General features: G+C 71.3%; 21 protein-coding genes and 1 pseudogene. 16 read left to right on the top strand and 6 right to left on the bottom strand.

The features are described 5' to 3' along the window. Window positions 1-98: 98 nt before the first annotated feature. Both glnA and MFF64_RS27230 read right to left on the bottom strand, forming a co-directional pair. On the bottom strand, window positions 99-1,511 hold the full coding sequence (gene glnA / locus MFF64_RS27235; protein WP_238192850.1) for a type I glutamate--ammonia ligase: 1,413 nt from the start codon (window positions 1,509-1,511) through the stop codon (window positions 99-101). A 103-nt stretch (window positions 1,512-1,614) separates the two neighbouring features. Next, a complete protein-coding gene (locus MFF64_RS27230) occupies window positions 1,615-1,953 on the bottom strand; it encodes a P-II family nitrogen regulator (protein ID WP_048427121.1) in 339 nt (112 codons plus the stop codon). Between the two features lie 202 nt (window positions 1,954-2,155). On the opposite strand from MFF64_RS27230, the gene MFF64_RS27225 reads away from it, so the two are divergent. Continuing rightward, on the top strand, window positions 2,156-3,658 hold the full coding sequence (locus MFF64_RS27225) for an NAD(P)H-hydrate dehydratase (protein WP_099907033.1): 1,503 nt from the start codon (window positions 2,156-2,158) through the stop codon (window positions 3,656-3,658). A 190-nt stretch (window positions 3,659-3,848) separates the two neighbouring features. Here the strand turns inward: MFF64_RS27225 and MFF64_RS27220 are convergent, their stop codons facing one another. Next, on the bottom strand, window positions 3,849-4,541 hold the full coding sequence (locus MFF64_RS27220; protein ID WP_099907036.1) for an RluA family pseudouridine synthase: 693 nt from the start codon (window positions 4,539-4,541) through the stop codon (window positions 3,849-3,851). 83 nt (window positions 4,542-4,624) lie between these two features. Between MFF64_RS27220 and ftsY the strand changes: the two genes are divergently transcribed. Continuing rightward, the gene (gene ftsY, locus MFF64_RS27215) at window positions 4,625-6,007 is read left to right on the top strand and encodes a signal recognition particle-docking protein FtsY (protein ID WP_099907038.1); all 1,383 of its coding nucleotides are present in this window, start codon (window positions 4,625-4,627) and stop codon (window positions 6,005-6,007) included. Window positions 6,008-6,031: 24 nt separating this feature from the next. Here ftsY and MFF64_RS27210 read toward each other — a convergent pair whose 3' ends face one another. Further along, window positions 6,032-6,916, bottom strand: a complete 885-nt coding sequence (locus tag MFF64_RS27210; protein WP_099907041.1) for a LysR family transcriptional regulator — start codon at window positions 6,914-6,916, stop codon at window positions 6,032-6,034. Window positions 6,917-7,008: 92 nt separating this feature from the next. On the opposite strand from MFF64_RS27210, the gene MFF64_RS27205 reads away from it, so the two are divergent. From MFF64_RS27205 to MFF64_RS27160, 10 genes and pseudogenes are all read left to right on the top strand, one after another. Next, complete coding sequence (locus tag MFF64_RS27205; protein ID WP_099907044.1) at window positions 7,009-7,983, top strand: NAD(P)H-binding protein; 975 nt, start codon at window positions 7,009-7,011, stop codon at window positions 7,981-7,983. A gap of 130 nt (window positions 7,984-8,113) precedes the next feature. Beyond that, window positions 8,114-9,691, top strand: coding sequence for a sensor histidine kinase (locus tag MFF64_RS27200; RefSeq protein ID WP_238192849.1), 1,578 nt, complete (start codon window positions 8,114-8,116; stop codon window positions 9,689-9,691). A 22-nt stretch (window positions 9,692-9,713) separates the two neighbouring features. After that, the gene (locus MFF64_RS27195; RefSeq protein WP_099902191.1) at window positions 9,714-10,418 is read left to right on the top strand and encodes a response regulator transcription factor; all 705 of its coding nucleotides are present in this window, start codon (window positions 9,714-9,716) and stop codon (window positions 10,416-10,418) included. Between the two features lie 220 nt (window positions 10,419-10,638). Then, window positions 10,639-10,728, top strand: a complete 90-nt coding sequence (gene pqqA / locus MFF64_RS27190) for a pyrroloquinoline quinone precursor peptide PqqA (RefSeq protein ID WP_048426854.1) — start codon at window positions 10,639-10,641, stop codon at window positions 10,726-10,728. Between the two features lie 114 nt (window positions 10,729-10,842). Then, complete coding sequence (gene pqqA / locus MFF64_RS27185; RefSeq protein WP_099902189.1) at window positions 10,843-10,932, top strand: pyrroloquinoline quinone precursor peptide PqqA; 90 nt, start codon at window positions 10,843-10,845, stop codon at window positions 10,930-10,932. Window positions 10,933-10,950: 18 nt separating this feature from the next. After that, entirely contained in the window at window positions 10,951-11,850 is a 900-nt protein-coding gene (pqqB, locus tag MFF64_RS27180) for a pyrroloquinoline quinone biosynthesis protein PqqB (protein WP_238192848.1), read from the top strand. A gap of 247 nt (window positions 11,851-12,097) precedes the next feature. After that, a pseudogene (pqqC, locus tag MFF64_RS27175) lies at window positions 12,098-13,179 on the top strand (pyrroloquinoline-quinone synthase PqqC). Between the two features lie 20 nt (window positions 13,180-13,199). Then, entirely contained in the window at window positions 13,200-14,339 is a 1,140-nt protein-coding gene (pqqE, locus tag MFF64_RS27170; RefSeq protein ID WP_099905054.1) for a pyrroloquinoline quinone biosynthesis protein PqqE, read from the top strand. Then, entirely contained in the window at window positions 14,336-15,022 is a 687-nt protein-coding gene (locus MFF64_RS27165) for a hypothetical protein (RefSeq protein ID WP_099905056.1), read from the top strand. Before pqqE ends, MFF64_RS27165 begins: the two co-directional genes overlap by 4 nt. Window positions 15,023-15,041: 19 nt before the next feature. After that, window positions 15,042-15,371 (top strand): hypothetical protein, encoded by a 330-nt coding sequence (locus MFF64_RS27160; RefSeq protein ID WP_207768170.1) that lies wholly within the window; start codon window positions 15,042-15,044, stop codon window positions 15,369-15,371. Window positions 15,372-15,542: 171 nt separating this feature from the next. Here MFF64_RS27160 and MFF64_RS27155 read toward each other — a convergent pair whose 3' ends face one another. After that, a complete protein-coding gene (locus MFF64_RS27155; RefSeq protein ID WP_238192847.1) occupies window positions 15,543-16,454 on the bottom strand; it encodes a LysR family transcriptional regulator in 912 nt (303 codons plus the stop codon). Between the two features lie 100 nt (window positions 16,455-16,554). Here MFF64_RS27155 and MFF64_RS27150 point away from each other — a divergent pair, with 100 nt between their 5' ends. Both MFF64_RS27150 and MFF64_RS27145 read left to right on the top strand, forming a co-directional pair. After that, the gene (locus tag MFF64_RS27150) at window positions 16,555-17,214 is read left to right on the top strand and encodes a L,D-transpeptidase (protein ID WP_238192846.1); all 660 of its coding nucleotides are present in this window, start codon (window positions 16,555-16,557) and stop codon (window positions 17,212-17,214) included. Between the two features lie 129 nt (window positions 17,215-17,343). Further along, the gene (locus tag MFF64_RS27145; protein ID WP_238192845.1) at window positions 17,344-18,270 is read left to right on the top strand and encodes a cyclase family protein; all 927 of its coding nucleotides are present in this window, start codon (window positions 17,344-17,346) and stop codon (window positions 18,268-18,270) included. 440 nt (window positions 18,271-18,710) lie between these two features. Here MFF64_RS27145 and arfB read toward each other — a convergent pair whose 3' ends face one another. Continuing rightward, window positions 18,711-19,136, bottom strand: a complete 426-nt coding sequence (gene arfB / locus MFF64_RS27135) for an alternative ribosome rescue aminoacyl-tRNA hydrolase ArfB (RefSeq protein WP_207768065.1) — start codon at window positions 19,134-19,136, stop codon at window positions 18,711-18,713. 110 nt (window positions 19,137-19,246) lie between these two features. On the opposite strand from arfB, the gene MFF64_RS27130 reads away from it, so the two are divergent. Together MFF64_RS27130 and pdeM are read left to right on the top strand one after the other, a co-directional pair. After that, window positions 19,247-21,808 carry a ligase-associated DNA damage response DEXH box helicase gene (locus MFF64_RS27130; protein ID WP_438823098.1) on the top strand — a complete coding sequence of 854 codons (2,562 nt, stop codon included), beginning with the start codon at window positions 19,247-19,249 and terminating at the stop codon, window positions 21,806-21,808. A gap of 49 nt (window positions 21,809-21,857) precedes the next feature. Next, window positions 21,858-22,571 (top strand): ligase-associated DNA damage response endonuclease PdeM, encoded by a 714-nt coding sequence (gene pdeM, locus MFF64_RS27125; protein ID WP_099904638.1) that lies wholly within the window; start codon window positions 21,858-21,860, stop codon window positions 22,569-22,571. Window positions 22,572-22,574 lie beyond the last annotated feature (3 nt).

Below are 22,574 nucleotides of genomic sequence, written 5' to 3'. Positions count from 1 at the left end.
TCCGGGGTGTCTCGCCTCGACACGGCAAGCCGGATGCCAAAAAGGAAGGGGCCGGATCGCTCCGGCCCCCTTGTCTCGACGCTCGACGCCGGTGCGGCTCAGAGCGAGTAGTAGTTCACGAACTCGATCGGGTGCGGGGTCATCTCGTACCGCATCACTTCGGTCATCTTCAGCTCGATGAACGAATCGATGAAGTCGTCGTTGAACACGCCGCCGGCCTTGAGGAACTCACGGTCGGCGTCGAGGCTGGTGAGCGCCTCGCGGAGCGAGCCGCACACGGTCGGGATCTCCTTGAGCTCCGCCGGGGGCAGGTCGTAGAGGTCCTTGTCCATGGCCGGACCGGGATCGATCTTGTTCACGATACCGTCGACGCCGGCCATCAGCATGGCGGCGAAGGCGAGGTAGGGATTCGCCATCGGATCGGGGAAGCGGACCTCGACGCGCTTGGCCTTCGGCGAGGTCGTCCACGGAATCCGGCACGAGGCCGAGCGGTTGCGGGCCGAGTAGGCGAGCAGCACCGGAGCCTCGTAGCCCGGGACCAGGCGCTTGTAGGAGTTGGTCGACGGGTTGGTGAAGGCGTTGAGCGCCTTGGCGTGCTTGATGATGCCGCCGATGTACCACAGGCATTCCTGGCTCAGGTCGGCATACTTGTTGCCGGCGAAGAGCGGCTTGCCTTCCTTCCAGATCGACTGGTGGACGTGCATGCCCGAGCCGTTGTCGCCGTAGACCGGCTTCGGCATGAAGGTCGCAGTCTTGCCGTAGCTCTGGGCAACGTTGTGGATGCAGTACTTGTAGATCTGCATCTGGTCGCCCATCAGGGTCAGCGTGTCGAACTTCATGCCCAGCTCGTGCTGGGCAGACGCGACCTCGTGATGGTGCTTCTCGACCTTGACGCCCATCGACTGCATGGCGGCGAGCATCTCGCCGCGCATGTCCTGGGCCGAATCCTGCGGCGGGACCGGAAAGTAGCCGCCCTTGATCTGGACGCGGTGGCCGAGATTGCCGCCCTCGTACTCGGTCTGGCCGTTGATCGGCAGCTCGACCGAATCGAGCTTGAAGCCGGTGTGGTACGGGTCGGCGGAGAAGCGGACGTCGTCGAAGACGAAGAACTCGGCCTCGGGGCCGACGAAGATGGTGTCGCCGATGCCGCTGGCCTTCACGAAGGCCTCGGCCTTCTTGGCAATGCCGCGGGGGTCACGGCCGTAGGGCTCGCCGGTGGCCGGCTCGAGCACGTCGCAAACGATCGACATGGTCGAGGCCGAGAAGAACGGGTCCATGCAGGCCGTCGCCGGGTCCGGCATCAGCAGCATGTCGGACTCGTTGATCGCTTTCCAGCCGGCGATCGACGAGCCGTCGAACATCGTGCCCTCGGCGAAGATGTCCTCGTCGACCAGCGACACGTCGAAGGTGACGTGCTGCCACTTGCCCCGCGGATCGGTGAACCGGAAATCGACGTACTTGACGTCGTTTTCCTTGATTTCCTTGAGGACGTCCGTCGCGGTCTTAGACATTCTCGTTTGATCCCTTCCTAGAACGGCGTTTTGGCCGCCATGAAGCCGCGGTCCTGGGTGTCAGGCCGCGGTTTTCGTCGTCGCAGAGAGAGGGGCAGGCCGGTCAGATCGCGTCCGAGCCGGTCTCGCCGGTGCGGATGCGGATCGCTTCCTCGATCGAGGAGACGAAGATCTTGCCGTCGCCGATGCGGCCGGTCTGGGCCGACTTGCGGATCGCCTCGACGGCGCCGTCCACCAGCGTGTCGGGCAGCACGATCTCCAGCTTCACCTTGGGCAGGAAATCGACCACGTACTCGGCGCCCCGGTAGAGCTCGGTGTGGCCCTTCTGGCGGCCGAAGCCCTTGGCTTCGATCACCGTGATGCCCTGGAGGCCGACCTCCTGCAGGGCCTCCTTCACCTCGTCGAGCTTGAAGGGCTTGATGATCGCTTCGATCTTCTTCATGCCGGGCGGGCCTGGTCTGCAACGGTTCCGGCGGCATTCCTAGCATCGCGCCGCGCCGACCGCCACGGGGGATTTCCCCGGACCGGACCGGGAATGCCCAATCGATAACCAATTGCTGCGCGTTTGTTGCGCAATTCGCCGTTCTCGAGCCTGGTGCCACGGCAAAGATGCCGCGTCCGGGCGCTTCTCGGAGTATGACGCGATGGTCGGGACCGAGCTGCTCACCACCGACGAGATGCGGCAGGCGGATGCCGCCGCGATCCATGCCGGCACGCCGGGCCTGACGCTGATGCGCCGCGCCGGCGCTGCCGTGGCCGAACGGGCCCGGGCGCTCGCCGGCGACGGCCGGATCTTGGTCCTGTGCGGGCCGGGCAACAACGGCGGCGACGGGTTCGTCGCCGCGGCGCTGCTGGCCAAGGCGGGCCTCGTGGTCGAGGTGGCGCTGCTCGGAACGGTCGAGGCCCTGACGGGCGATGCCGCGGCGGCGGCGGCCGAGTGGACCGGGCCGGTGACGGAGGCCGCCGCGGCCGAGCCCGCGGGCTTTACCCTGGTGGTCGACGCGCTGTTCGGGGCGGGGCTCTCCCGGCCGCTCGAGGGCGACGCCGCGGCGCTCGTCGGGCGGATCAACGAATCCGGCGTGCCGGTGCTGGCGGTCGACGTGCCTTCGGGTCTCGACGGCGACACCGGTGCGTCCGCGGGTCCGGTCGTCACCGCCACCGAGACCGTGACCTTCGTGCGCCGCAAGCCCGGCCACCTGCTCCTGCCCGGCCGGCGCCTGTGCGGCCCGGTGACGGTCGCCGAGATCGGCATTGCGGACGACGTCGTGGCGGGGATCGGGCCTGCGGCCCACGTCAACGGGCCGGCTCTCTGGGGTGCCGCCTTCCCGCACCTCGCGGAGGACAGCCACAAATACACCCGCGGCCACGCCGTGGTGCTGTCCGGCCCGGCCCACCGCACCGGCGCGGCGCGGCTCGCCGCCCGCGGGGCCCTGCGGATCGGCGCCGGCCTCGTCACCGTCCTGTCGCCGACGCCGGCGCTCCCCGAGAACGCGGCCCAGCTCACCGCGATCATGCTGCGCCCCTGCGACGGCGCGGACGACCTCGACGACATCCTCACAGACGAGCGCCTGAACGCGATCGTCGCCGGCCCGGGCCTCGGCACCGGAGCCCCGACCCGCGACCTCGTCCGGGTCGCGGCGGAGGCGGGCCGCGGCCTCGTCCTCGACGCCGACGCCCTGACGAGCTTTTCGGGCAAGGCCGGCGAACTCGCGGAGATGATCGCGGCGGGCGGGGCCCGGGCGGTCGCGACCCCGCACGAGGGCGAGTTCGCGCGCCTGTTCCGGGGCGTGTCGGCGGTGCCGGCGGAGGGGTCGAAGCTCGCCCGGGCGCGCGCCGCGGCGTCGGTCCTCGACGCCGTCGTGGTGCTGAAAGGGGCCGACACGGTGATCGCCGCTCCCGACGGCCGCTCCGCCATCAACCCCAACGGCACGCCCTGGCTCGGCACCGCCGGCAGCGGCGACGTGCTGTGCGGCTTCATCGGCGGCCTGCTCGCCCAGGGTATGGAGCCCTTCGAGGCCGCCGCGGCCGCCGTCTGGCTCCACGCCGCGGCCGCCCGCCGGCACGGGCCGGGGCTGATCTCGGAGGACCTGCCGGAAATGATGCCGGGGGTGCTGGGGGAGGTGCTGGAGACGCTCGGGGCGGCGTGAGGGCCGGCAGGCGCGAGCGCCCTCCCCTTGGGGTTTGCCCGCGTTCCTCGACGGTCTCATCACCGTCCGCGACGTCCCGGGGCTCGCCGAAGGCGGGAATCCGGGATCCGTAACCGCTGACGATCCCGGATCAGGCGGATCGCGTTCAGCCCTGTCCTGGACCGTCGGCGGTCATGGATTCCGGATTCCGTTACTCCTCCGCCATCCCACAGGCCCGCAGCCCCTCCCGCATATGCCCCGGCGCGGGTGCCTCCACGGCAATCGCCGGCTTCTTCGGGTAGAGCGGCAGGGCGAGGGCACGGGCATGGAGCTGCAGACCCGGCCCGCCCTGCCGCGGGGCGCTTCCGTAGACCGCGTCGCCGAGGATCGGCCAGCCCATCGCGGCGCAGTGCACCCGGAGCTGGTGGGTGCGGCCGGTCACCGGGGTGAGCGCCACCCAGGTCCGCCCCGAGGAGGGATCGCGCCCCATGACCCGCCAGCGGGTGAGCGAGGGATCGCCGGCCGGATCGGTCTTCATCCACCAGCTGCGCGGGTCCTCGGAGCGGCGCGCGAGCGGGAGATCGATCTCGCCGGATGCCTCCGCGGGCCCCCCCTCGACCAGCGCCCAGTAGGTCTTCTCCGCTTGTCCCTGCGCGAACAGGGCGTTCAGCCGGGCCAGCGCCTTGGCGTGGCGGCCGAGGGCCAGGCAGCCGGAGGTGTCGCGATCGAGGCGGTGGGCGGCTTCCGGACGGCGTGGCAGGCCGAAGCGCAGGGCATCGAGGTGCTGGGTCAGCGTCTCGCCGCCCTTCGGCCCCGGATGCACCGGCAATCCCGCCGGCTTGTCGATGACGAGCACCAGGGCATCGCGGTAGAGGAGCCGCGAGAGTATGTCGTCAACGATCATGAGCCTGTCGCGGTGGCGGCGGATGCGGGCGAAGTTCGGGGCAGGCCGCCCTAGATCGTCCGCAGGGTCTGGAGCAAGTGCGGATGAGTGAGACCAAACAGCCGGGCTGGTTCGGCCGACTGTTCGGCCGGAAGGCCGAGACGCCGACGGAGACCCCTGCCGAAACGCCCGCCGAGGTTCCCGCCGAGAGCCCCGATCCCGCCGTGACGATGCCGACGGAGCCGACCGGCACCCTGTCGGAGGGCGTGCCCGATTTCGCCACCGGGGCCGATGACGTGCTGCCCGCGCCGCCAACCGTGACGGACGCCTCGCCCGAGACCGAGCCGGAGCACGACCTGCCCGACGAACTGGCCGGTGCCGACCTGGAGCCGGTCGAGGGCGTGCAGCCCGAAGGCCTGGCGCCGGCGGCCCCCGAGCCCGAGGCAGACGAGGCTCCGGAGCCCGAGGTTCGAGAATCCGAGGTTCGGGACCCCGGGATCCCGGCCGAGCCCGACTCTCTCGTGATCTACCAGCCCCCGGCGGAGCCCGAGGCGCCGGCGGAGAAGCGCAGCTGGTGGGGCCGGCTGACCGGCGGCCTCAAGCGCACCTCCTCGGCCCTGTCCGACCGGGTGACCGGGCTGTTCACCAAGCGCAAGCTCGACGCCGACACCCTGGAGGAGCTGGAGGACGCGCTGATCCAGGCCGATTTCGGCCTCGAGACCGCGACCCGCATCGCCGAGGCGGTCGGCAAGGGCCGCTACGAGAAGGGCATCGCCCCCGACGAGGTGCGGGCGATCCTGGCGACGGAGGTCGAGCGCGCCCTCGATCCGGTGGCGCAGCCGCTCGTCATCGACACGACGAAGAAGCCGTTCGTGATCCTGATGATCGGGGTCAACGGCGCCGGCAAGACCACGACGATCGGCAAGCTCACGCAGAAATTCCGGGCGCAGGGGCACAGCGTGATGCTGGCCGCCGGCGACACTTTCCGGGCCGCCGCGATCGAGCAGCTGCGGGTCTGGGGCGAGCGCACCGGCGCGCCGGTGGTGGCCCGGCCGCAGGGCTCGGACGCCGCCGGCCTCGCCTACGACGCTCTCCAGGCCGCTCGCGATGCCGGCACCGACATCCTGCTGATCGATACCGCCGGCCGGCTCCAGAACAAGGCCGGGCTGATGGCGGAGCTCGAGAAGGTGATCCGGGTGATCCGCAAGCTCGACGCGGAGACGCCCCACGCCGTGCTCCTCGTCCTCGACGCCACGGTGGGCCAGAACGCGCTGAGCCAGGTCGAGATCTTCCAGAAGACCGCCGGCGTCACCGGCCTGGTCATGACCAAGCTCGACGGCACCGCCCGCGGCGGCATCCTGGTGGCGCTGGCCGCCAAGTTCGGCCTGCCGGTCCACTTCATCGGCGTCGGCGAGGGCGTCGACGACCTCGAGCCCTTCGCGGCGCGGGACTTCGCCCGGGCGATCGCGGGATTGGATAAGGGGTGAGTGGAGGGCCGCATCGGCCCTCCCTCACTCCGCGCAATACGCTGCCATCCCCTCCGCCAGCGCGTCGAAGACCACCCGGCAGCGGCGCAAGGCGCGCAGGTCCTCGTGCATCGCCACGAAGGTCGGCAGCTCCCAGACAATCTCCGGCAGCACCCGGATCAGGTTCGGATCGCGGCCAGCCAGTACCGTGTGGCAGGCGCCGAGGCCGAAGCCGGCCCGGAGAGCCGCGAGCTGCGCCAGCGTGCTGTCGCTGCGCCAGGCGAAGCCGGCCTCGCCGAGGGCGGGGGCCGCCCGCATCATCGCCCGCAGGAACGGCGTCTCGGCGTCGAAGCCGATCACGCTGTGCCGGGCCAGATCCGCCGGGCGCTCCGGTACGCCGCACCGGTCGAGGTAGCGGCGATGCCCGTAGAGGCCGAGGCGGATCGTGCCGACCCGACGCGCCACCAGCGCCTCTTGTGTCGGCGGCGCCATGCGCACGGCGATGTCGGCGTCGCGCCGCAGCAGGTCCTGCATCCGGTCGGTGAGCACCACGTCGACGGCGAGGCGGGGGTGGCGCGCGTGCAACGCGGCCAGGATCGGCGGCAGCACCTCGGCGCCGACCACCTCGGACGCGGTGATCCGCACCCGGCCGGACAGCCCCTCCGCTTCCGCCGTCACCGCTCGGCGCAGGGCCTCGGCGGTCGCCTTCAGGGATTGCGCGTACGGCGCCAGGATCAGCGCGGCCTCGGTCGGCGCGAGGCCGGCGGGCGAGCGGGTGAACAGGGCCACCCCCAAGGACCGCTCCAGGGCCGCGATCTGCCGGCCGAGGGTCGGCTGCGTCAGGCCGAGCGCCCGCGCGGCGCCGGAGAGCGAGCCCTCCTCAAGCACGGCGAGCGCGGCGCGATAATGGTCCCAGCTCGGTTCGGTCATGCGAAAGCGTATAGCCGCTCGCCGGGATTCGGCAATTTTCGTCGTACCGTCGCCCTGGCACATCTTCACCCGCGGCGAACGAGGAGCACGCGATGACGACGAGGATGGCCCTGGTGCTGGGCGCGACGGGCGGGGTGGGCGGCGCGGTGGCGCGACGCCTCGCCGCCGAGGGCTGGACGGTGCGGGCCCTGCACCGCGATCCCGGCCGGGTGCGACGGGAGGCGGACGGACTCGCCTGGGTGCGGGGCGACGCGATGGTGCCCGAAGACGTGGTCGCGGCGGCCGCGGGCGCGTCGCTGATCGTCCACGCGGTCAACCCGCCGGGCTACCGCGACTGGGACCGGCTGGTGCTGCCGATGCTCGATGCCTCGATCACCGCGGCCCGAGCCGTGGAAGCCCGCCTCGTCCTGCCCGGCAACGTCTACGTCTACGGCCGCGATGCCGGCCCGACCCCGGGCGCCGATGCCCCCCAGACGCCCCGGACCAGCAAGGGCCGCATCCGCATCGCCATGGAGGCGCGCCTGCGGGAATCCGGCGTCCGCAGCCTGATCCTGCGCGCCGGCGACTTCTTTGGCCCCCGCACCACCGCCAATTCCTGGTTCTCCGCCGCCCTGGTGCGACCGGGCAGGCCGGTGCGCACGATCCTCGATCCCGGTACGCCGGGGACCGGCCACCAATGGGCCTACCTGCCCGACGTCGCCGAGACCATGGTGCGTCTGGCCGGGCGCGAGGTGGAGCTTCCGCGCTTCGCGACCTTCAACATGGACGGGCACTGGGACCCGGACGGCCGGCAGATGATCGCGGCGATCGCCCGGGCGGTCGGCCGCAAGGTGACGGCGCGGCGCTTCCCCTGGGCGCTCCTGCCGCTGGCCGCTCCGGTCTGGCCGCTGGCGCGAGAGATCCGCGAGATGCGCTACCTGTGGCGGGAGCCCGTGCGGATGAGCAATGCGGAACTCGTGGCGTTCCTGGGGGCCGAGCCGCACACACCATTGGACGAGGCGGTGCGCGAGACGCTGGTGGGGCTCGGGTGCTTGCCGGGGCGCGGCCCGAGCCGAGAGGAGATCTGACTTCGTCGGCGCGTGCTCATCGCGATGCCGGGCAGGGTTGGGAGGCGTTGCGCTCCTGTCGGTCGGCGCCTCGCCCTCCCCCGCGATCCCGTGCAAGGATGGTCGGAACAACGGGAGGACACGGCCAGGAATGAGATCGCTCAGGGTACGCTTCGGGCTGCTGGTCGGGAGCGCGGCCGCCCTCGTGGTGCTGGCGGCTGTCGGCCTCTACGGGGCGATGCACGCCGCCGAGCGCACCCTGGACGCCACGCTCGACGCGCAGGTGCGGCTGGAACTGATCGCCGAATTGTCCGGGCGCCTGACCGAGTTCGGCCTCGCCTCCGTCGAGGCGGTGAGCGACAATCCGGGCCGGCCCGAGCGGCTGGCCAATGCCCGCAACGAGGTCGACCGGGCGCTGAACGCCGTCGACGAGGGCCTGAGCCGGGCGGTCGCCGGGGCCGGCGGCGTCCTCGATCGCACGCAGTACACGGCCCGGGCCCGGCCGCTGGCCCGCCTGCGCGCCGCCCGCGCCATGCTCGACCGGCAAGTGGCGCAGATCCAGCGCGAGCCGGATCAGGGCCGGCGCGCCGACGCGATCCGGGGCGCCCTCAACGCCTTCGGGGCGGTGACGGGCCAACCCCTCACCTTCCTGGTCGAGGCCGAGCGCCGGGCGGTCGAGGCCTCGTCCGCCGAGGTCCGCACGCTCGCGGCCCGGATGCGCGGCGTCGCGGTGGCGGCGGCCGTGCTGATCGTGCTGCTGCTCCTCCTGCTGCACCAGAGCCTGACCCGGCCGATCCTGCGCCGGATCGAGGCGATCCGGGCCGGGGCCGCGGCGATCGGCCGGGGTGAGCTCGACACCCGCCTGCCGGTCGCGAGCCGCGACGAGCTCGGGCTCCTGGTCGCGAGCTTCAACCGGATGGCGGCGCGGCTGAAGCGCCGCGAGGCGCGGGTCGCCGCCGACCGGGCGGCGCTGGAGGAGATCGTCGCCCGCGCGACCGCCGACCTGCGCGGCGCCAATGCGCGGCTCGAGGAGATCGACCGCTCGCGCCGGCGCTTCTTCGCCGATGTCAGCCACGAACTGCGTACGCCGCTGACCGTGATCCTGGGCGAATGCGACCTCGCCGCCCGCTCCCCCGACACGCCGGACCATTTCCGGCCGGTGATCGCCACCATCCGCAAGCGGGCCCTGCGGCTGCACCGCCGGGTCGGCGACATGCTGCGGGTCGCCCGCTCGGAATCCGGCCAGATCGAGCTGGAGCTTCGCCCGGTGAGCCTCGCCGCCATCCTGGCCGAGGCGGTGGAGAGCTGCGCCCCGGAGGCGAAGCGACGCCGCATCGCCCTCGAGCTGGAGCCGAGCGCCGCCGACGTCGAGGTGCCGGCCGATGCCGAGTGGCTGCGCCAGATCGTCGAGGGGCTGATCGACAACGCGCTGCGACACGCCGCCGGCGCGACCCGGGTGGGCGTCGGCTTCGCCGCCCGCGGCAGCGGCGCCACCGTGACGGTGACCGATGACGGCCCGGGCTTCCCGGTCGAGGCCGAGACCCTGTTCGAGCGCTTCCGCCGCGGGGACGGGCCGGGCCCCGCGGCGGCCGGCTTCGGCATCGGGCTCGCTCTGGCGCGCTGGGTCGTTGAGCGCCATGATGGGGCCATCCGCCTGGAATCGGGGGGGCCGGGAGCACGGGTCACCCTGGAGCTGCCCGGCGAGGAAACGAGGGAGGATGCGGCATGAGCGGGCGACCGGGACGGCGCGCATGACGATCGTGCTCATCGTCGAGGATGACGGCGACATCCGCGCCATGCTGGCGCGGGGCCTCTCCGCCGAGGGTTTCGCGGTCGACATCGCAGGTGGCGTCGACGAGGCGCTGACGGCGGCCCGCGAGCGGGTGCCCGAGGCGGTGCTGCTCGACAACATGCTGCCGGACGGCACGGGCCACGACGTCTGCCGTTCCCTGCGCGAGGGCGGCTATCCGGGGGCGATCCTGTTCCTGAGCGCCAAGGACGAGGTCGGCGACCGGGTCGACGGCCTGGCGGTCGGGGCCGACGACTACATCGTCAAGCCGTTCGTGTTCGACGAGCTGCTCGCGCGCCTGCGCACACACCTGCAGCGGCGCCGCACGACGGGCGAATCCCGCACGCTCGTCAGCGCCGGGCGCCTCTCCCTCGACCTCGCCACGCGGCAGGTCCGCTTCGGCGAGGTCACCGCCCGCCTGACCCAGCGCGAGGCGGAATTGCTGGCGATCCTGATGGAGCAGGCGAGCCGCCCGGTCACACGGGGCGACATCTTCGACCGGCTCTGGGCGAGCCAGGGCGGCCTCTCCCTCAACGTGGTCGACGTCTATGTCGGCTACCTGCGCACCAAGCTCGCCGAGATCGTCCGGGCCGGCGGGCCGAGCCTCGTCACGGTGCGCGGCCGCGGCTTCATGCTCGACCTGCATGAGGCGGGATTTCGTCAGTGACAAAATTATTTTGGGCGCAATCGATGCAGGCTAAAGCACTGCCGATCCTGCACAATAAGACCGGTCTGAGAAAGCCGGGCTCCGTCCGTCCCGGACTTACGGCAAAATAGCGCTTGCGCTCCGGGCCTCGATTGCCGATATATCCCGGGGTGACGGAAAACACTGTCATCTCAAAGTCTTAGGAACCTCTTAGAGGTTTCCGCCGCTCAGGAGAAACGCCATGAAGTGGTCGATGCCCGTCGTCGCCGAGGTCTGTGTCGGCATGGAAGTCACCAGCTACGAGTCGGCTGAGATCGATCCCTTCAACTAAGGGCTCGTACGGTTCGCGCCTCCGGCGGCCCCCGCCGGACGGCGCTCGACACGGATGTTCTCAGAAGCCCGGCCGCTCGAGCCGGACCGTCCGCCGAGGTCGAAGGAGGAAATCATGACCTGGTCGCTGCCCGTCGTCGCCGAGATCTGCGTCGGCATGGAAGTCACCTCTTACGAATCCGCCGAGATCGATCCCTTCAACTGACGGGATCGGCCACGGACCATGCACGCCATCGTTCTGGGGTCCGGGGCGGGCGGAGGCGTGCCGCAGTGGAACTGCCGCTGTCCGATCTGCGCCATGGCCCGGGCGGGCGACCGCCGGGTCCTTCCCCGCACCCAGTCGAGCCTCGCCGTCTCGGCTGACGGCGATCACTGGCTCCTGGTGAATGCCTCGCCGGACATCCGCCAGCAGTTGTTCGATACGCCGACCCTGCACCCGCGCGAAGCCTTACGCCACTCGCCGATCCGGGCGGTGCTCCTCACCAACGGCGACGTCGATCACGTCGCGGGCCTGCTCACCCTGCGCGAGGGCCAGCCCTTCCGCCTCCACGCCACGCGCGGCATCCTCGACTCGATCGCGGAGAACCGCGTCTTCGACGTGATGGCGTCCGGCGTGGTGGAGCGCGTCGAGATTGCGTTGAACCAGACCTTCTCGCCGGTGCCGGGCCTCACCGTCACCCTGTTCCCGGTCCCCGGCAAGGTGCCGCTCTGGCTCGAAGACGGCACGCCGGAGATCGGCGCCGAGACCGAGAGCACGGTCGGCGCGATGATCGAGGCCGGGGGGAAGCGCCTCGCCTACGTGCCGGGCTGCGCCCGGGTCACCGAGCGCCTGAAGGAGAGAATTTCCGGGGTCGACGCGCTCCTGTTCGACGGGACGGTGCTCGCCGACGACGACATGATCCGGGCCGGCGTCGGCACCAAGACCGGCTGGCGCATGGGCCACGTGCCGATGACCGGCGAGGGCGGCTCGGTGGCGGCGCTGGCCGAGGTGCCGCTCGGCCGTCGGGTCTTCGTCCACATCAACAACACCAATCCGGTGCTGGTCGAGGGCTCGGAAGAGCGCCGCGGCATCGAGGCGGCGGGATGGGTCGTGGCGCATGACGGGTTGGCGCTGCGGCTGTGAGACGGTTCTGAACACTCTGCGCCGGTCACGAGACGGTGCGGGATCCCCTCTCTCCTGCACGGGTGAGGGGGACCGCGCTCGCCGGCGATAGGGGCAGCCACGTCGATGCGACCCCGTCGGGGGCCTTCCTCAAGCACTTTGGCCCCAAGCACTTTGGTCGCCCTTGACCGGGCCTCGCGGCGGAGCAATCTCCCGCCCACGGGACTGCCGATAACGAAGAAACCGGATACGCCAGGACGCCCGACGCATGACCGCCTCCCTCGCCCACGCCGTGAGCCCGAGCGAGCCCACGGAAAGACTGCTCTCCCCGGCCGAGCTCGAAGCGGCGCTTCGCGACATCGGGGCGCGGCGCTACCACAACCTGCATCCGTTTCACCGCCTGCTGCATGACGGCAAGCTCGACAAGGATCAGGTCCGGGCCTGGGCGCTGAACCGCTACTATTACCAGGCGATGATCCCGGTGAAGGACGCCACCCTGCTGGCCCGGCTGCCCGACGCGAACCTTCGCCGGGTCTGGCGCCAGCGCATCGTCGACCATGACGGCGATCACGAAGGCGACGGCGGCATCGAGCGCTGGCTGAAGCTCGCCGAGGGCGTCGGCTTCGAACGCGACTACGTGCTCTCGACCAGGGGGATCCTCTCCGCCACCCGCTTCTCGGTCGAGGCCTACGTGCATTTCGTCGCCGAGCGCTCGCTGCTCGAGGCCATCGCCTCCTCGCTCACCGAGATGTTCTCGCCGACCATCATCTCGGAACGCGTCGCCGGGATGCTGAAGAACTACGACTTCATCACCCGCGAGACCCTGGCCTATTTCGACAAGCGCCTGACCCAGGCGCCCCGGGACGCCGATTTCGCCCTCGACTACGTGAAGCGCCACGCCGTCACGCCGGAGCAGCAGGCCCAGGCCCTCGACGCCCTGCGCTTCAAGTGCAGCGTGCTGTGGACCCAGCTCGACGCGCTCTACTTCGCCTACGTGTCCCCTAAGATGATCCCGCCGGATGCCTGGCGCCCGGGCGAGGGTCTGCGGGCGGGAGCGGGCGCATGAGCCTGACCCCCGACAGCGTGCCGCATCTGCCCCGCGGGGTACGGATGCGCCACGACACGGTGCGCAACGCCCACGTGCTGCTGGCGCCCGAGCGCACCTTCGACCTCGACCAGAACGCCGTGGCGGTGCTGAGCCTCGTCGACGGCGCGCGCAGCATCCGGGCGATCGCCGAGGCGCTGGCGCAGCAATACGAGACCGAAAGCGGCATCATCGAGCCCGACGTCATCACCATGCTGGACGGCCTGCTGCTCAAGCGCGTGCTCGAGACCGTGCCGGCGCCGTGACGTCCCGGGAAGGAACGCCCATGAACGCCGTCACGCCCACTCTGCCGGCCCCGATCGGGCTCCTCGCCGAGCTGACCCATCGCTGCCCCCTGCGCTGCCCCTACTGCTCGAACCCGCTCGAGCTCGACCGGCGCTCGGCCGAGCTCGACACCGCGACCTGGCAGCGGGTGCTCGCCGAGGCGGCGGGCCTGGGCGTGCTCCACGTCCACCTCTCGGGCGGCGAGCCGACGGCGCGGCAGGACATCGTCGAGATCACCCGCACCTGCGCCGAGCTCGGCCTCTACTCGAACCTGATCACCTCCGGGGTGGCGGGCGCGCTCGACAAGCTCGACGCCCTCTACGAGGTCGGGCTCGATCACGTGCAGCTCTCGGTCCAAGCGGTCGAGGCCGCCAATGCCGAGCGCATCGGCGGCCTCAGGAACGCGCAACCGCAGAAGTTCGCCTTCGCCGAGCGGGTGACGGCGCTCGGCCTGCCGCTGACGCTGAACGCGGTGATCCACCGCGGCAACATCGCCGAGGTGCCGGCGCTGATCGACCTCGCGGTCCGCCTCGGCGCCAAGCGCCTGGAGGTGGCCCACACCCAGTATTACGGCTGGGCCTACGTCAACCGCGCCGCCCTGATGCCGGCCAAGGCCGACGTCGACCGCTCGATCCGGACCGTCGAGGAGGCGCGCGAGCGGCTGAAAGGCCAGCTCGTCATCGACCTCGTGGTGCCGGATTACTACGCCAAGTACCCCAAGGCCTGCGCCGGCGGCTGGGGCCGGCGGCTGATGAACGTGACGCCGACCGGCAAGGTGCTGCCCTGCCACGCCGCCGAGACGATTCCCGGGCTCGCGTTCTGGCACGTCCAGGATCACTCCCTGGCGGAGATCTGGGCCGAGTCGCCGGCCTTCCGGGCCTATCGCGGCACCGACTGGATGCAGGAGCCCTGCCGCTCCTGCGACCGGCGCGAGAAGGATTGGGGCGGCTGCCGCTGCCAGGCCCTGGCGCTCGCGGGCGACGCCGCCGCCACCGATCCGGCCTGCTCGCTCTCGCCCCTCCACGGCAAGGTGCAGGCCCTGGCGATCGCCGAATCGGCGCTGGAGACCGCGCCCGACTATCAGTATCGCACCATCGGCGGCGCACCCCGCACCGCTGTCCCTGAGGGAGCGCCCGTGTGAGACGCCTCGTCCTGGTTGCCGCCCTCTCCGCCCTCCTCGGCGGTCCGGCCCTGGCTCAAGACACGCCGTCCCAGAGCGCACCGCCCGGCGCCACGGCGCTCCTGTTCGAGACCAATCAGGTCGCCAACGCTCCGCCGGGCCGGACCCTGAGCTACCGCTACACCCGTTTCAGCGGCATCGACGGTGCGCCCTTCGGTCCTCCGGTCGAGGACCGCATCCGCGAGGAGGTGGCGCCGGGCGCGAGCGCGGAGAACCGGAACCTGAAGGTCGAGATGTTCTCCGGCGAGCGCCGGATGCCGACCGCGACCTACGAGGACGTGCCGGGCAACCCCGTGCTGGTGCGCTTCCTCGAGCACCATCTCGACGACCTCGCCAAGGTGCTCAAGGGCAACCCGCGCTACATCAAGAATGCCATCCGGCGGGCGCTGCGCGAGAGCGCCACCGTGACCCCGACTGAGGTCGAGGTGGACGGTGCCAGGAAGCCGGGCTGGCGCGTGGTGGCGCGGCCCTTCGTCGACGATCCGGTGCGCGAGCGCCTGCGCGGCTTCGACGGCCTGACCTACACCTTCGTGGTCTCAAGCGCCGTGCCCGGCCAGATCGTCTCGATCGACGCCCGGGCGACGAACCCGGAGGGCGGGATTCTGCTGCAGGAAACGCTGACCTATGAACCGAATGCTGGTTAAGGCGCTGATCGCGGGCGGCATGATGGTCGCGGCCGGACTCACCGCCGCGCGGGCCGACGACAACGACTACCCGACCGAGGCGCGGGCCGATTACGTCTTCGGCTGCATGGCAGCCAACGGCCAGACCCGCGAGGCGCTGACGAAATGCGCCTGCTCGATCGACGCCATCGCGGCGATCCTTCCCTACGACAAGTACGTTCAGGCCTCGACCATTCTCGGCATGCGCCAGGGCATCGGCCAGCGCGCCAACGAGTTCCGCTCGACCAAGATGTTCGACGACAAGGTGGCGGAACTGCGCCGCGCCCAGGCCGAGGCGGAGATCCGCTGCTACCGGCCGACGGCGAACTGACCCGGCGCGATACCGCCGAGCCTCGCGCAGCGATGATCGAGGTGCGGGTGACGCGGGCGCACTGCGTGCAGGTGGCCGGCGTGCCGCGCTTCCTGCCCTCCGATTGCGCCTCGACGTCACGAAGACCGCGCCCGCCTCGACCGGGACGCGCTCACGAGAATGACAGCGTGCCTACGGAGTCGGACCGATGCCCGCCAGTGCCCGGATGCGGGGTACCGCGAAATCGGTGAAGGCGCGGACCGCCGGCCGCATGTGGCGCGTCGAGGGGTAGACCAGGAAGGCTTCCGTCGAGCGGAGCGCGTAGTCCGGAAGCACGCGCACCAGGCGGCCCGCCGCCAGATCCTCGGCGACCAGCAGGAGCTGCACCGGCCCGACGCCGCGCCCGTCCCGCAGGGCGTGGACCAGCACCTCGGCGTTGTTCGTACGCAGGACGGGACGAACCGGCACCTCGACCGTCCCGCCGTCGCCCTGGAGAGCCAGCAGGGTGCGAGAGACGGTCGCCGAGGCGATCGTGACGACGTCGCACGCGGTCAAGTGCTCGGGCCTGTCGATCCCACCCGCCCGCGCCAAGTAGGCGGGTGCCGCGACCAGGATGCGGTGCGACCAGCCGAGCCGGCGGATGACGAGATCCTGCCCCTCCGGCCGGCCGTAGCGCAGCGCCAGATCGTAATCCTCGTGGACGAGGTCCACCACCCGCTCTTCCAGCACGAGGTCGATCGAGACCCGGGGATGCTGTGCCTGGAAGTCGGCCACGATCGGATGCAGGTGCCTGACGCCGATGCAGGACGGCGCGTGCAGGCGCAGCCGGCCCTCGACCTGCGCGCCTTCGGAGCGCACGTCCTCCAGGGCGGCGTCGATGGCCGCGATCGCCGGCTGGCTCGCCGCGTAGAGCCGCTGGCCCTGGGGCGTCGGGCGCACGAGGCGCGCGGAGCGCTCCAGGAGGCGAGCGCCGACATGTGCCTCGAGGTTGCGCAGGTGCTTGCTGATCGCGGGCTGCGACACGGCGAGATCGCGGGCGGCCGCGGTCATGGAGCCGCGATCGACGGTGCGCTGGAAGGCACGCAGGGCGAGAGCAAGGTCCATCGATGCCATCCGGTTATGGGTCGGATCACCGCATGACCGATCGACAGGGCGGAAGCATGGCCGTTTCCTGGAGACCCCCGGATCGATCGAGCCCCCGGCCATGACCCTGACCCGCCGCGTCCTGCTCTCGGGCACGCCCCTCCTCCTCGCCGGCTGCGTCACGCATCGGACGCCGCCCCTGGTGGCGGATCGGCGCCCGCCCGCCGATCCCGGCACCCTCGCGACGTACGCGGCCCTCGACACCGAGCCGTTTCCCGTACCGGCCATCGACCTCACGGAGATCGACCCGCGCTTCCTTCGCCGGGAGGTCGCCTACGCGACGCCGGAGCCGCCCGGCACCATCGTGGTCGACCCCGCCGAGCGCTTCGCCTACCTCGTGCGCGAGGGTGGGCGCGCCATCCGCTACGGGGTGGGAGTGGGCAAGGACGAGGCCTTCAACTTCCGCGGCGAGGCCGTCATCGCGCGCAAGGCCGAATGGCCGCGCTGGACGCCGACACCCGCGATGATCCGGCGCGAGCCGGAGCGCTACGGCCCCGTCGCCGGTGGCCTGCCGGGCGGGCCGGGCAACCCGCTCGGACCGCGGGCGCTCTACCTCTTCCGGAACGGGCAGGACACGCTGTACCGGCTCCACGGCACGACGGAGCCGGACACGATCGGCACGATGGTGTCGTCGGGCTGCGTACGGTTGCTGAACCAGGACATCATCGATCTCTACCGACGCGTCCCGACGGGCTCGCGCGCCGTCGTTCTGCCTGCTTAGAGGTCGGCTACTGGGCGCACGCCCCGATGTCCCTGCCTCGTCCGGCTCGCCGCGGGCTCCCGCGCGGGCGGTTGCGGCCCCGCCCGCCGGCCGGCACTCTGGGCGCCTCTCGATCGGCGGAGATGCACGATGAAGCGGCTTATCGGACTGACGCTGGCGATGGGGTTTCTCGCCCGCCCGGCAGCCGCCGACGACCTTGCGCTCTGGTCGCTCTACGACCAGACATTCCGCTCGGCGAAGTACATCGACCTCACCCACGCCTTCGCGCCGGTGCAGCCGGTCTGGCCGGGCTTCTCCGGCGCCCGGTTCAAGCCGGCCCGGGCCGGCCGCACGCTCGAGGGCTTCGCCAAGGAGGGCGATGTCTTCACCTACGAGACCCATGGCTTCGTCGCCACCGCCTACGATCTGCCGACCGACCAGTACGGCACCCAGCTCGACCCGCCGGCGCACTGGAATCCCCGCGGCGCGACGATCAGCGACCTGCCGGCCACCTACACCCTGCGGCCCCTCGCGGTGATCGACATCTCGCCCCAGGTTGCTCGCGATGAGGGCTATCACCTCCAGGTTGCCGACGTGACGGCGTGGGAGCAGAAGCACGGCCGCATCCCGGCCGGCGCCGTGGTGATGGTGCGCTCCGACTGGTCGAAGCGCTGGGCCGAAGCCGAGCGCTTCCGGCAGAAGCCGTTTCCGGGGGTGAGCCTCGCGGCGCTCCAGTTCCTGCACCTGGAGCGCAAGATCCTGTTCCACGGCCACGAGCCCCTCGACACCGACACGACGCCGAATCTCGAGGGCGAGGCCTGGCTGATGCACAACAACTTCGCGCAAGCCGAGGGCGTGACGAATCTCGACCAGGTGCCGGAGGCCGGCGCCCTGATCGCGATCGGCTTCGCCAAGCCCCTCGGCGGCACCGGCGGCTATGCCCGCTACGTCGCGATCGCACCGGCGAGCTGGCCGCACGGCGTCAGCGTCGACGCGGTGCCGGGCGCGCCGCTGCCGCTGCAGCCGGCGCCCCTGCGGCGCGATGCCGACGGGGTGATGCGGCCGACGGCACCATGAGGAGGCGAGGATGACGATGCAGGGCCGCCTCTCCCCGGCGGCGTTCCGGTCCTTCCAGGACGGTCGGTCCGACGAGGAGCGCTGGGAGCTGATCGATGGAACGCCCGTCATGATGACGCCGCCGATCGATCACAACCGGATCGCCAGCACGCTCGAGCGCCTCCTGAACGATACCCTGGAGCGGCACGATCCCAACCGCGAGGCGGTGCCAGCGCCGGATCGAACTCACGGTCTGGCAGCGCGGGCCGGACGGGTGGGACCAGCGACGGCTCACCGACCCTGGCACCACGCTGGACCTGCCGGATTTCGGCCTGCTCTGCCCGGTTGGATCGCTCTATCCCGGCACGCATCTGCGGCCGCGCGGACGATCGTGAGGCTGTCGTCTCGCCCTCGCTGACGGACCGCCGACGGTACCGGAGACAGACGCCCTGCGCCGTCCGTCACTCCATCCCCGGCTTGCCGCCCCGCAGCTTCTTCACGTCACCCCGCCGGCCCTTCTCCTCCAGGCGCCGCTTCTTCGAGGCCAGCGTCGGGCGGGTCGGGCGGCGCGGGGTCGGGGGCACGGCGGCCTCGCGGACGAGGTCGGCCAGGCGCTCTCTCGCCTCGGCGCGGTTGCGCTCCTGGGTGCGGTGGGTCTGGGCGGTGATGACCAGCACGCCGTCCGCCGTGAGCCGCCGCCCGGCGAGCTTCATCAGGCGGATCGCCACGGCGTTCGGCAGCGAGGGCGAGCGGCGGACGTCGAAGCGCAGCTGCACCGCCGACGAGACCTTGTTGACGTTCTGCCCCCCCGGGCCGGAGGCGCGCACGAAGCTCTCCTCCAGCTCGGACTCGTCGAGGGTGATCCAGGACGTGCATGCGAGACCCACGACGGCGCTCCCGAGAACAGTTTGAGGCCGCCGCCATCCCACGAAACCGGTGCGCGCGCTACATCGGTGGCGTGCCCAAGATCTCCTCCCCCAAGATCTCCTTCCCCGAGATCTCCTCGTCCAAGACATCCTCGTCCAAGCCGGCGTCCCGCAGGGCGTCGCTCCCCGAGCCGTCTGGTTCGCCGCAACATCCCGCCCTCCCCGCCGCCTTCGCCGCCTGGTTCGCGGAACGCGGCTGGGCACCGCGGCCCCACCAGCTCGCCCTGCTCGCGGCGGCGCAAGCCGGGCGCTCGGCCCTGCTGGTGGCGCCGACGGGGGCCGGCAAGACGCTGGCGGGCTTTCTCCCCACCCTGGTCGAGCTGGCGGAAGGGAGCGGCAAGGGAGGCTTGCACACCCTCTACATCTCGCCGCTCAAGGCGCTCGCGGTCGATATCGCCCGCAACCTCGAGGCGCCGGTCGCCGGCATCGGACTGGAACAACGGATCCGGATCGAGACCCGCACCGGCGACACCCCGTCGCACAAGCGCAGCCGCCAGGTCGCCCGCCCGCCGCACATCCTCCTGACCACGCCCGAGCAGCTGGCGCTGCTGGTCGCCCACCGCGAGGCGGCCGACCTCTTCCGCGGACTCAAGCGGGTGGTGCTCGATGAGTTGCACGCCCTCGTCACCTCGAAGCGGGGCGATCTGCTGAGCCTCGGCCTCGCCCGGCTGCACCGGCTGGCGCCCGGCCTCGCCATGACCGGGCTGTCGGCGACGGTGCGCGAGCCCGACGCGCTGCGGCGGTACCTGGTGCCGCAGGTGCCCCAACCCGCGATGGCCGATCTCATCACCGTCCAGGGCGGTGCCCGGGCCGACCTGCGGATGCTGGAGACCGGCCGCACCCTGCCGCTCGCCGGCCATACCGCGTGGCAGTCGATGCCGGCGGTCTACGACCTGATCCGGCAGCACAAGCTGGTCCTGGTCTTCGTCAACACCCGGCTCCAGGCCGAGTACACGTTCCAGGAACTCTGGAACCTCAACGATGACGGCCTGCCGATCGCCCTCCATCACGGCTCCCTTGATGCCACCCAGCGCCGCCGGGTCGAAGCCGCGATGGCGGCGGGCGTCTTGCGGGCCGTGGTCTGCACCGCCACCCTCGATCTCGGCATCGACTGGGGCGACGTCGACCTCGTGATCAACATCGGGGCGCCCAAGGGGGCGAGCCGGATCATGCAGCGGATCGGGCGGGCCAACCACCGCATGGACGAGCCCTCGAAAGCCTATCTGGTGCCGGCCAACCGCTTCGAGATGCTGGAATGCCGCGCCGCCCTCGACGCCGTCGAGGAAGCGGCGCAGGACACGCCCGATCCGCGCATCGGCGCCCTCGACGTGCTGGCCCAGCACGTGCTCGGCATGGCCTGCGCCGGACCGTTCGGGGAGGAGGATCTCTACGACGAGGTGCGGGCCGCCTCGCCCTACGCGGATCTCACCCGGGACGACTTTCTCCTCGTCCTCGATTACGTCGCCACCGGCGGCTACGCCCTGCGGGCCTATGAGCGCTTCGCCAAGATCCTGCGCGGGCCGGACGGGCTGTGGCGGGTGCGCGATGCCCGCACCGCGCAGCAATACCGGATGAATGTCGGCACGATCATCGAATCGACCACCGTCAAGGTGCGGCTCGCCCGTCGCAACCGCACCAAGCCCGGCAGCGTGCTGCCGGCGGGCGGCCGGGTGCTCGGCGAGATCGAGGAGGACTTCGCCGAGACCCTGACGGTGGGCGACACCTTCCTGTTCGCCGGCGAGATCCTGCGCTTCGAGGGCCTGCACGAGGACGAAGCACTCGTCACACGCGGCCCCCCCGGTAGCGACCCGGCGATCCCGAGCTATGCCGGCTCGAAATTCCCGCTCTCGACCTTCCTCGCCGCCCGGGTGCGGGCGCTGATCGCCGATCCGTTCGAGTGGGATCGGCTGCCGGCGCAGGTGGCCGATTACCTCGTGCAGCAGCGCCGCCGCTCGGTGCTGCCCGGCCCCCGCGATCTCCTGGTCGAGACCTTTCCGCGCGCCAACCGTTACTATCTCGCCTGCTTCCCGTTCGAGGGGCGGCTTGCCCACCAGACTCTGGGCATGCTGCTGACGCGACGGCTGGAGCGGGCCGGGATGCGTCCGCTCGGGTTCGCCGCCAACGATTACGGCCTGGCGGTCTTCGGCAACCGCGACCTCTCGGAGCGCATCGGCCGCGAGCCAGGCTTCCTCGACGGGCTCTTTGCCCAGGACATGCTCGGCGATGATCTGGAGGAATGGCTCGACGAATCGGCGATGATGAAGCGCACCTTCCGGCAATGCGCGGTGATCGCCGGGCTGATCGAGCGCCGGCATCCGGGCCAGCGCAAGACCGGGCGCCAAGTCACGATCTCGACCGACCTGATCTACGACGTCCTGCGCAAGCACCAGCCCGGCCACCTCCTGCTTCGCGCGGCGCGGCAGGATGCGGCAACCGGACTCCTCGACGTGGCCCGCCTCGGCGTGATGCTTGCGCGGATTCAGGGGCGAATCATCCACAAGGCCCTCGACCGGGTTTCGCCGCTCTCCGTGAACGTGATGCTCGAGATCGGGCGCGAGCGGGTCTACGGCGAGGGCGCGGACGAGATCCTGGCCGAGGCCGAGGCGGCGCTGCTCGACGAGGCGCTGGCGTGAGACAGGACAGACCGGAGGCGCCCCGCTCCGCTTGAAGGACGATGACACCGTGGCGCTGCCGCTGAAGCTCGAGAAGACCCACAAGACCCCCGGCGCGACGCTGGCCGGAGAGACCCTCGCATTCGATCTCAGCGGCGGGCTGTGGCTGCCGGAGCACCGCACGCTCGTGGTCTCCGATCTGCACCTGGAGAAGGGCTCGGCCTTTGCGGCTCGCTCGGGCCAGTTCCTGCCGCCCTACGACACCCGCGAGACCCTGGCGTCCTTGCACGAGGCGGTGGCCCGCCTCGACCCGGCCCGGCTGGTGTGCCTGGGCGATTCCTTCCACGACGCGCAGGGCCCCGCCCGCCTCGACGTCGCCGACCGTGCCCTGATCGCTGCCCTGCAGGATGGCCGCGACTGGGTCTGGATCTCCGGCAACCACGACCGGGCGGTGCAGGACGGCATCGGCGGTTGCTTCGCCGACACCCTGACGATCGGCGGTCTGACGCTCCGGCACGAGCCGGCGGCGAAGCCCGAAATCGGCGAGGTCGCCGGCCACTTCCACCCGGTCGGCAAGGTGGCGATGCGCGGCCGCGCCGTGCGCCGGCGCTGCTTCGTCCTCGACGGCACGCGCCTGGTGATGCCGGCCTTCGGCGCGCTGACCGGCGGGCTCAACGTGCGCTCCGAGACGTTCGATAAACTCTTCCCGGGCGGGTTCACCGCGCATCTGATCGGGGATGGTCGGGTCTTCGCCATCGCCCGGACGATGCTGACGCGGGATTGAGCG

The sequence above is a fragment of the Methylobacterium frigidaeris genome, from assembly GCF_022179185.1.
GTDB classification, from domain to species: domain Bacteria; phylum Pseudomonadota; class Alphaproteobacteria; order Rhizobiales; family Beijerinckiaceae; genus Methylobacterium; species Methylobacterium frigidaeris.
The sequence above is the reverse complement of the archived record's forward strand: the minus strand, read 5'-3'. Positions and strand labels throughout refer to the sequence as shown.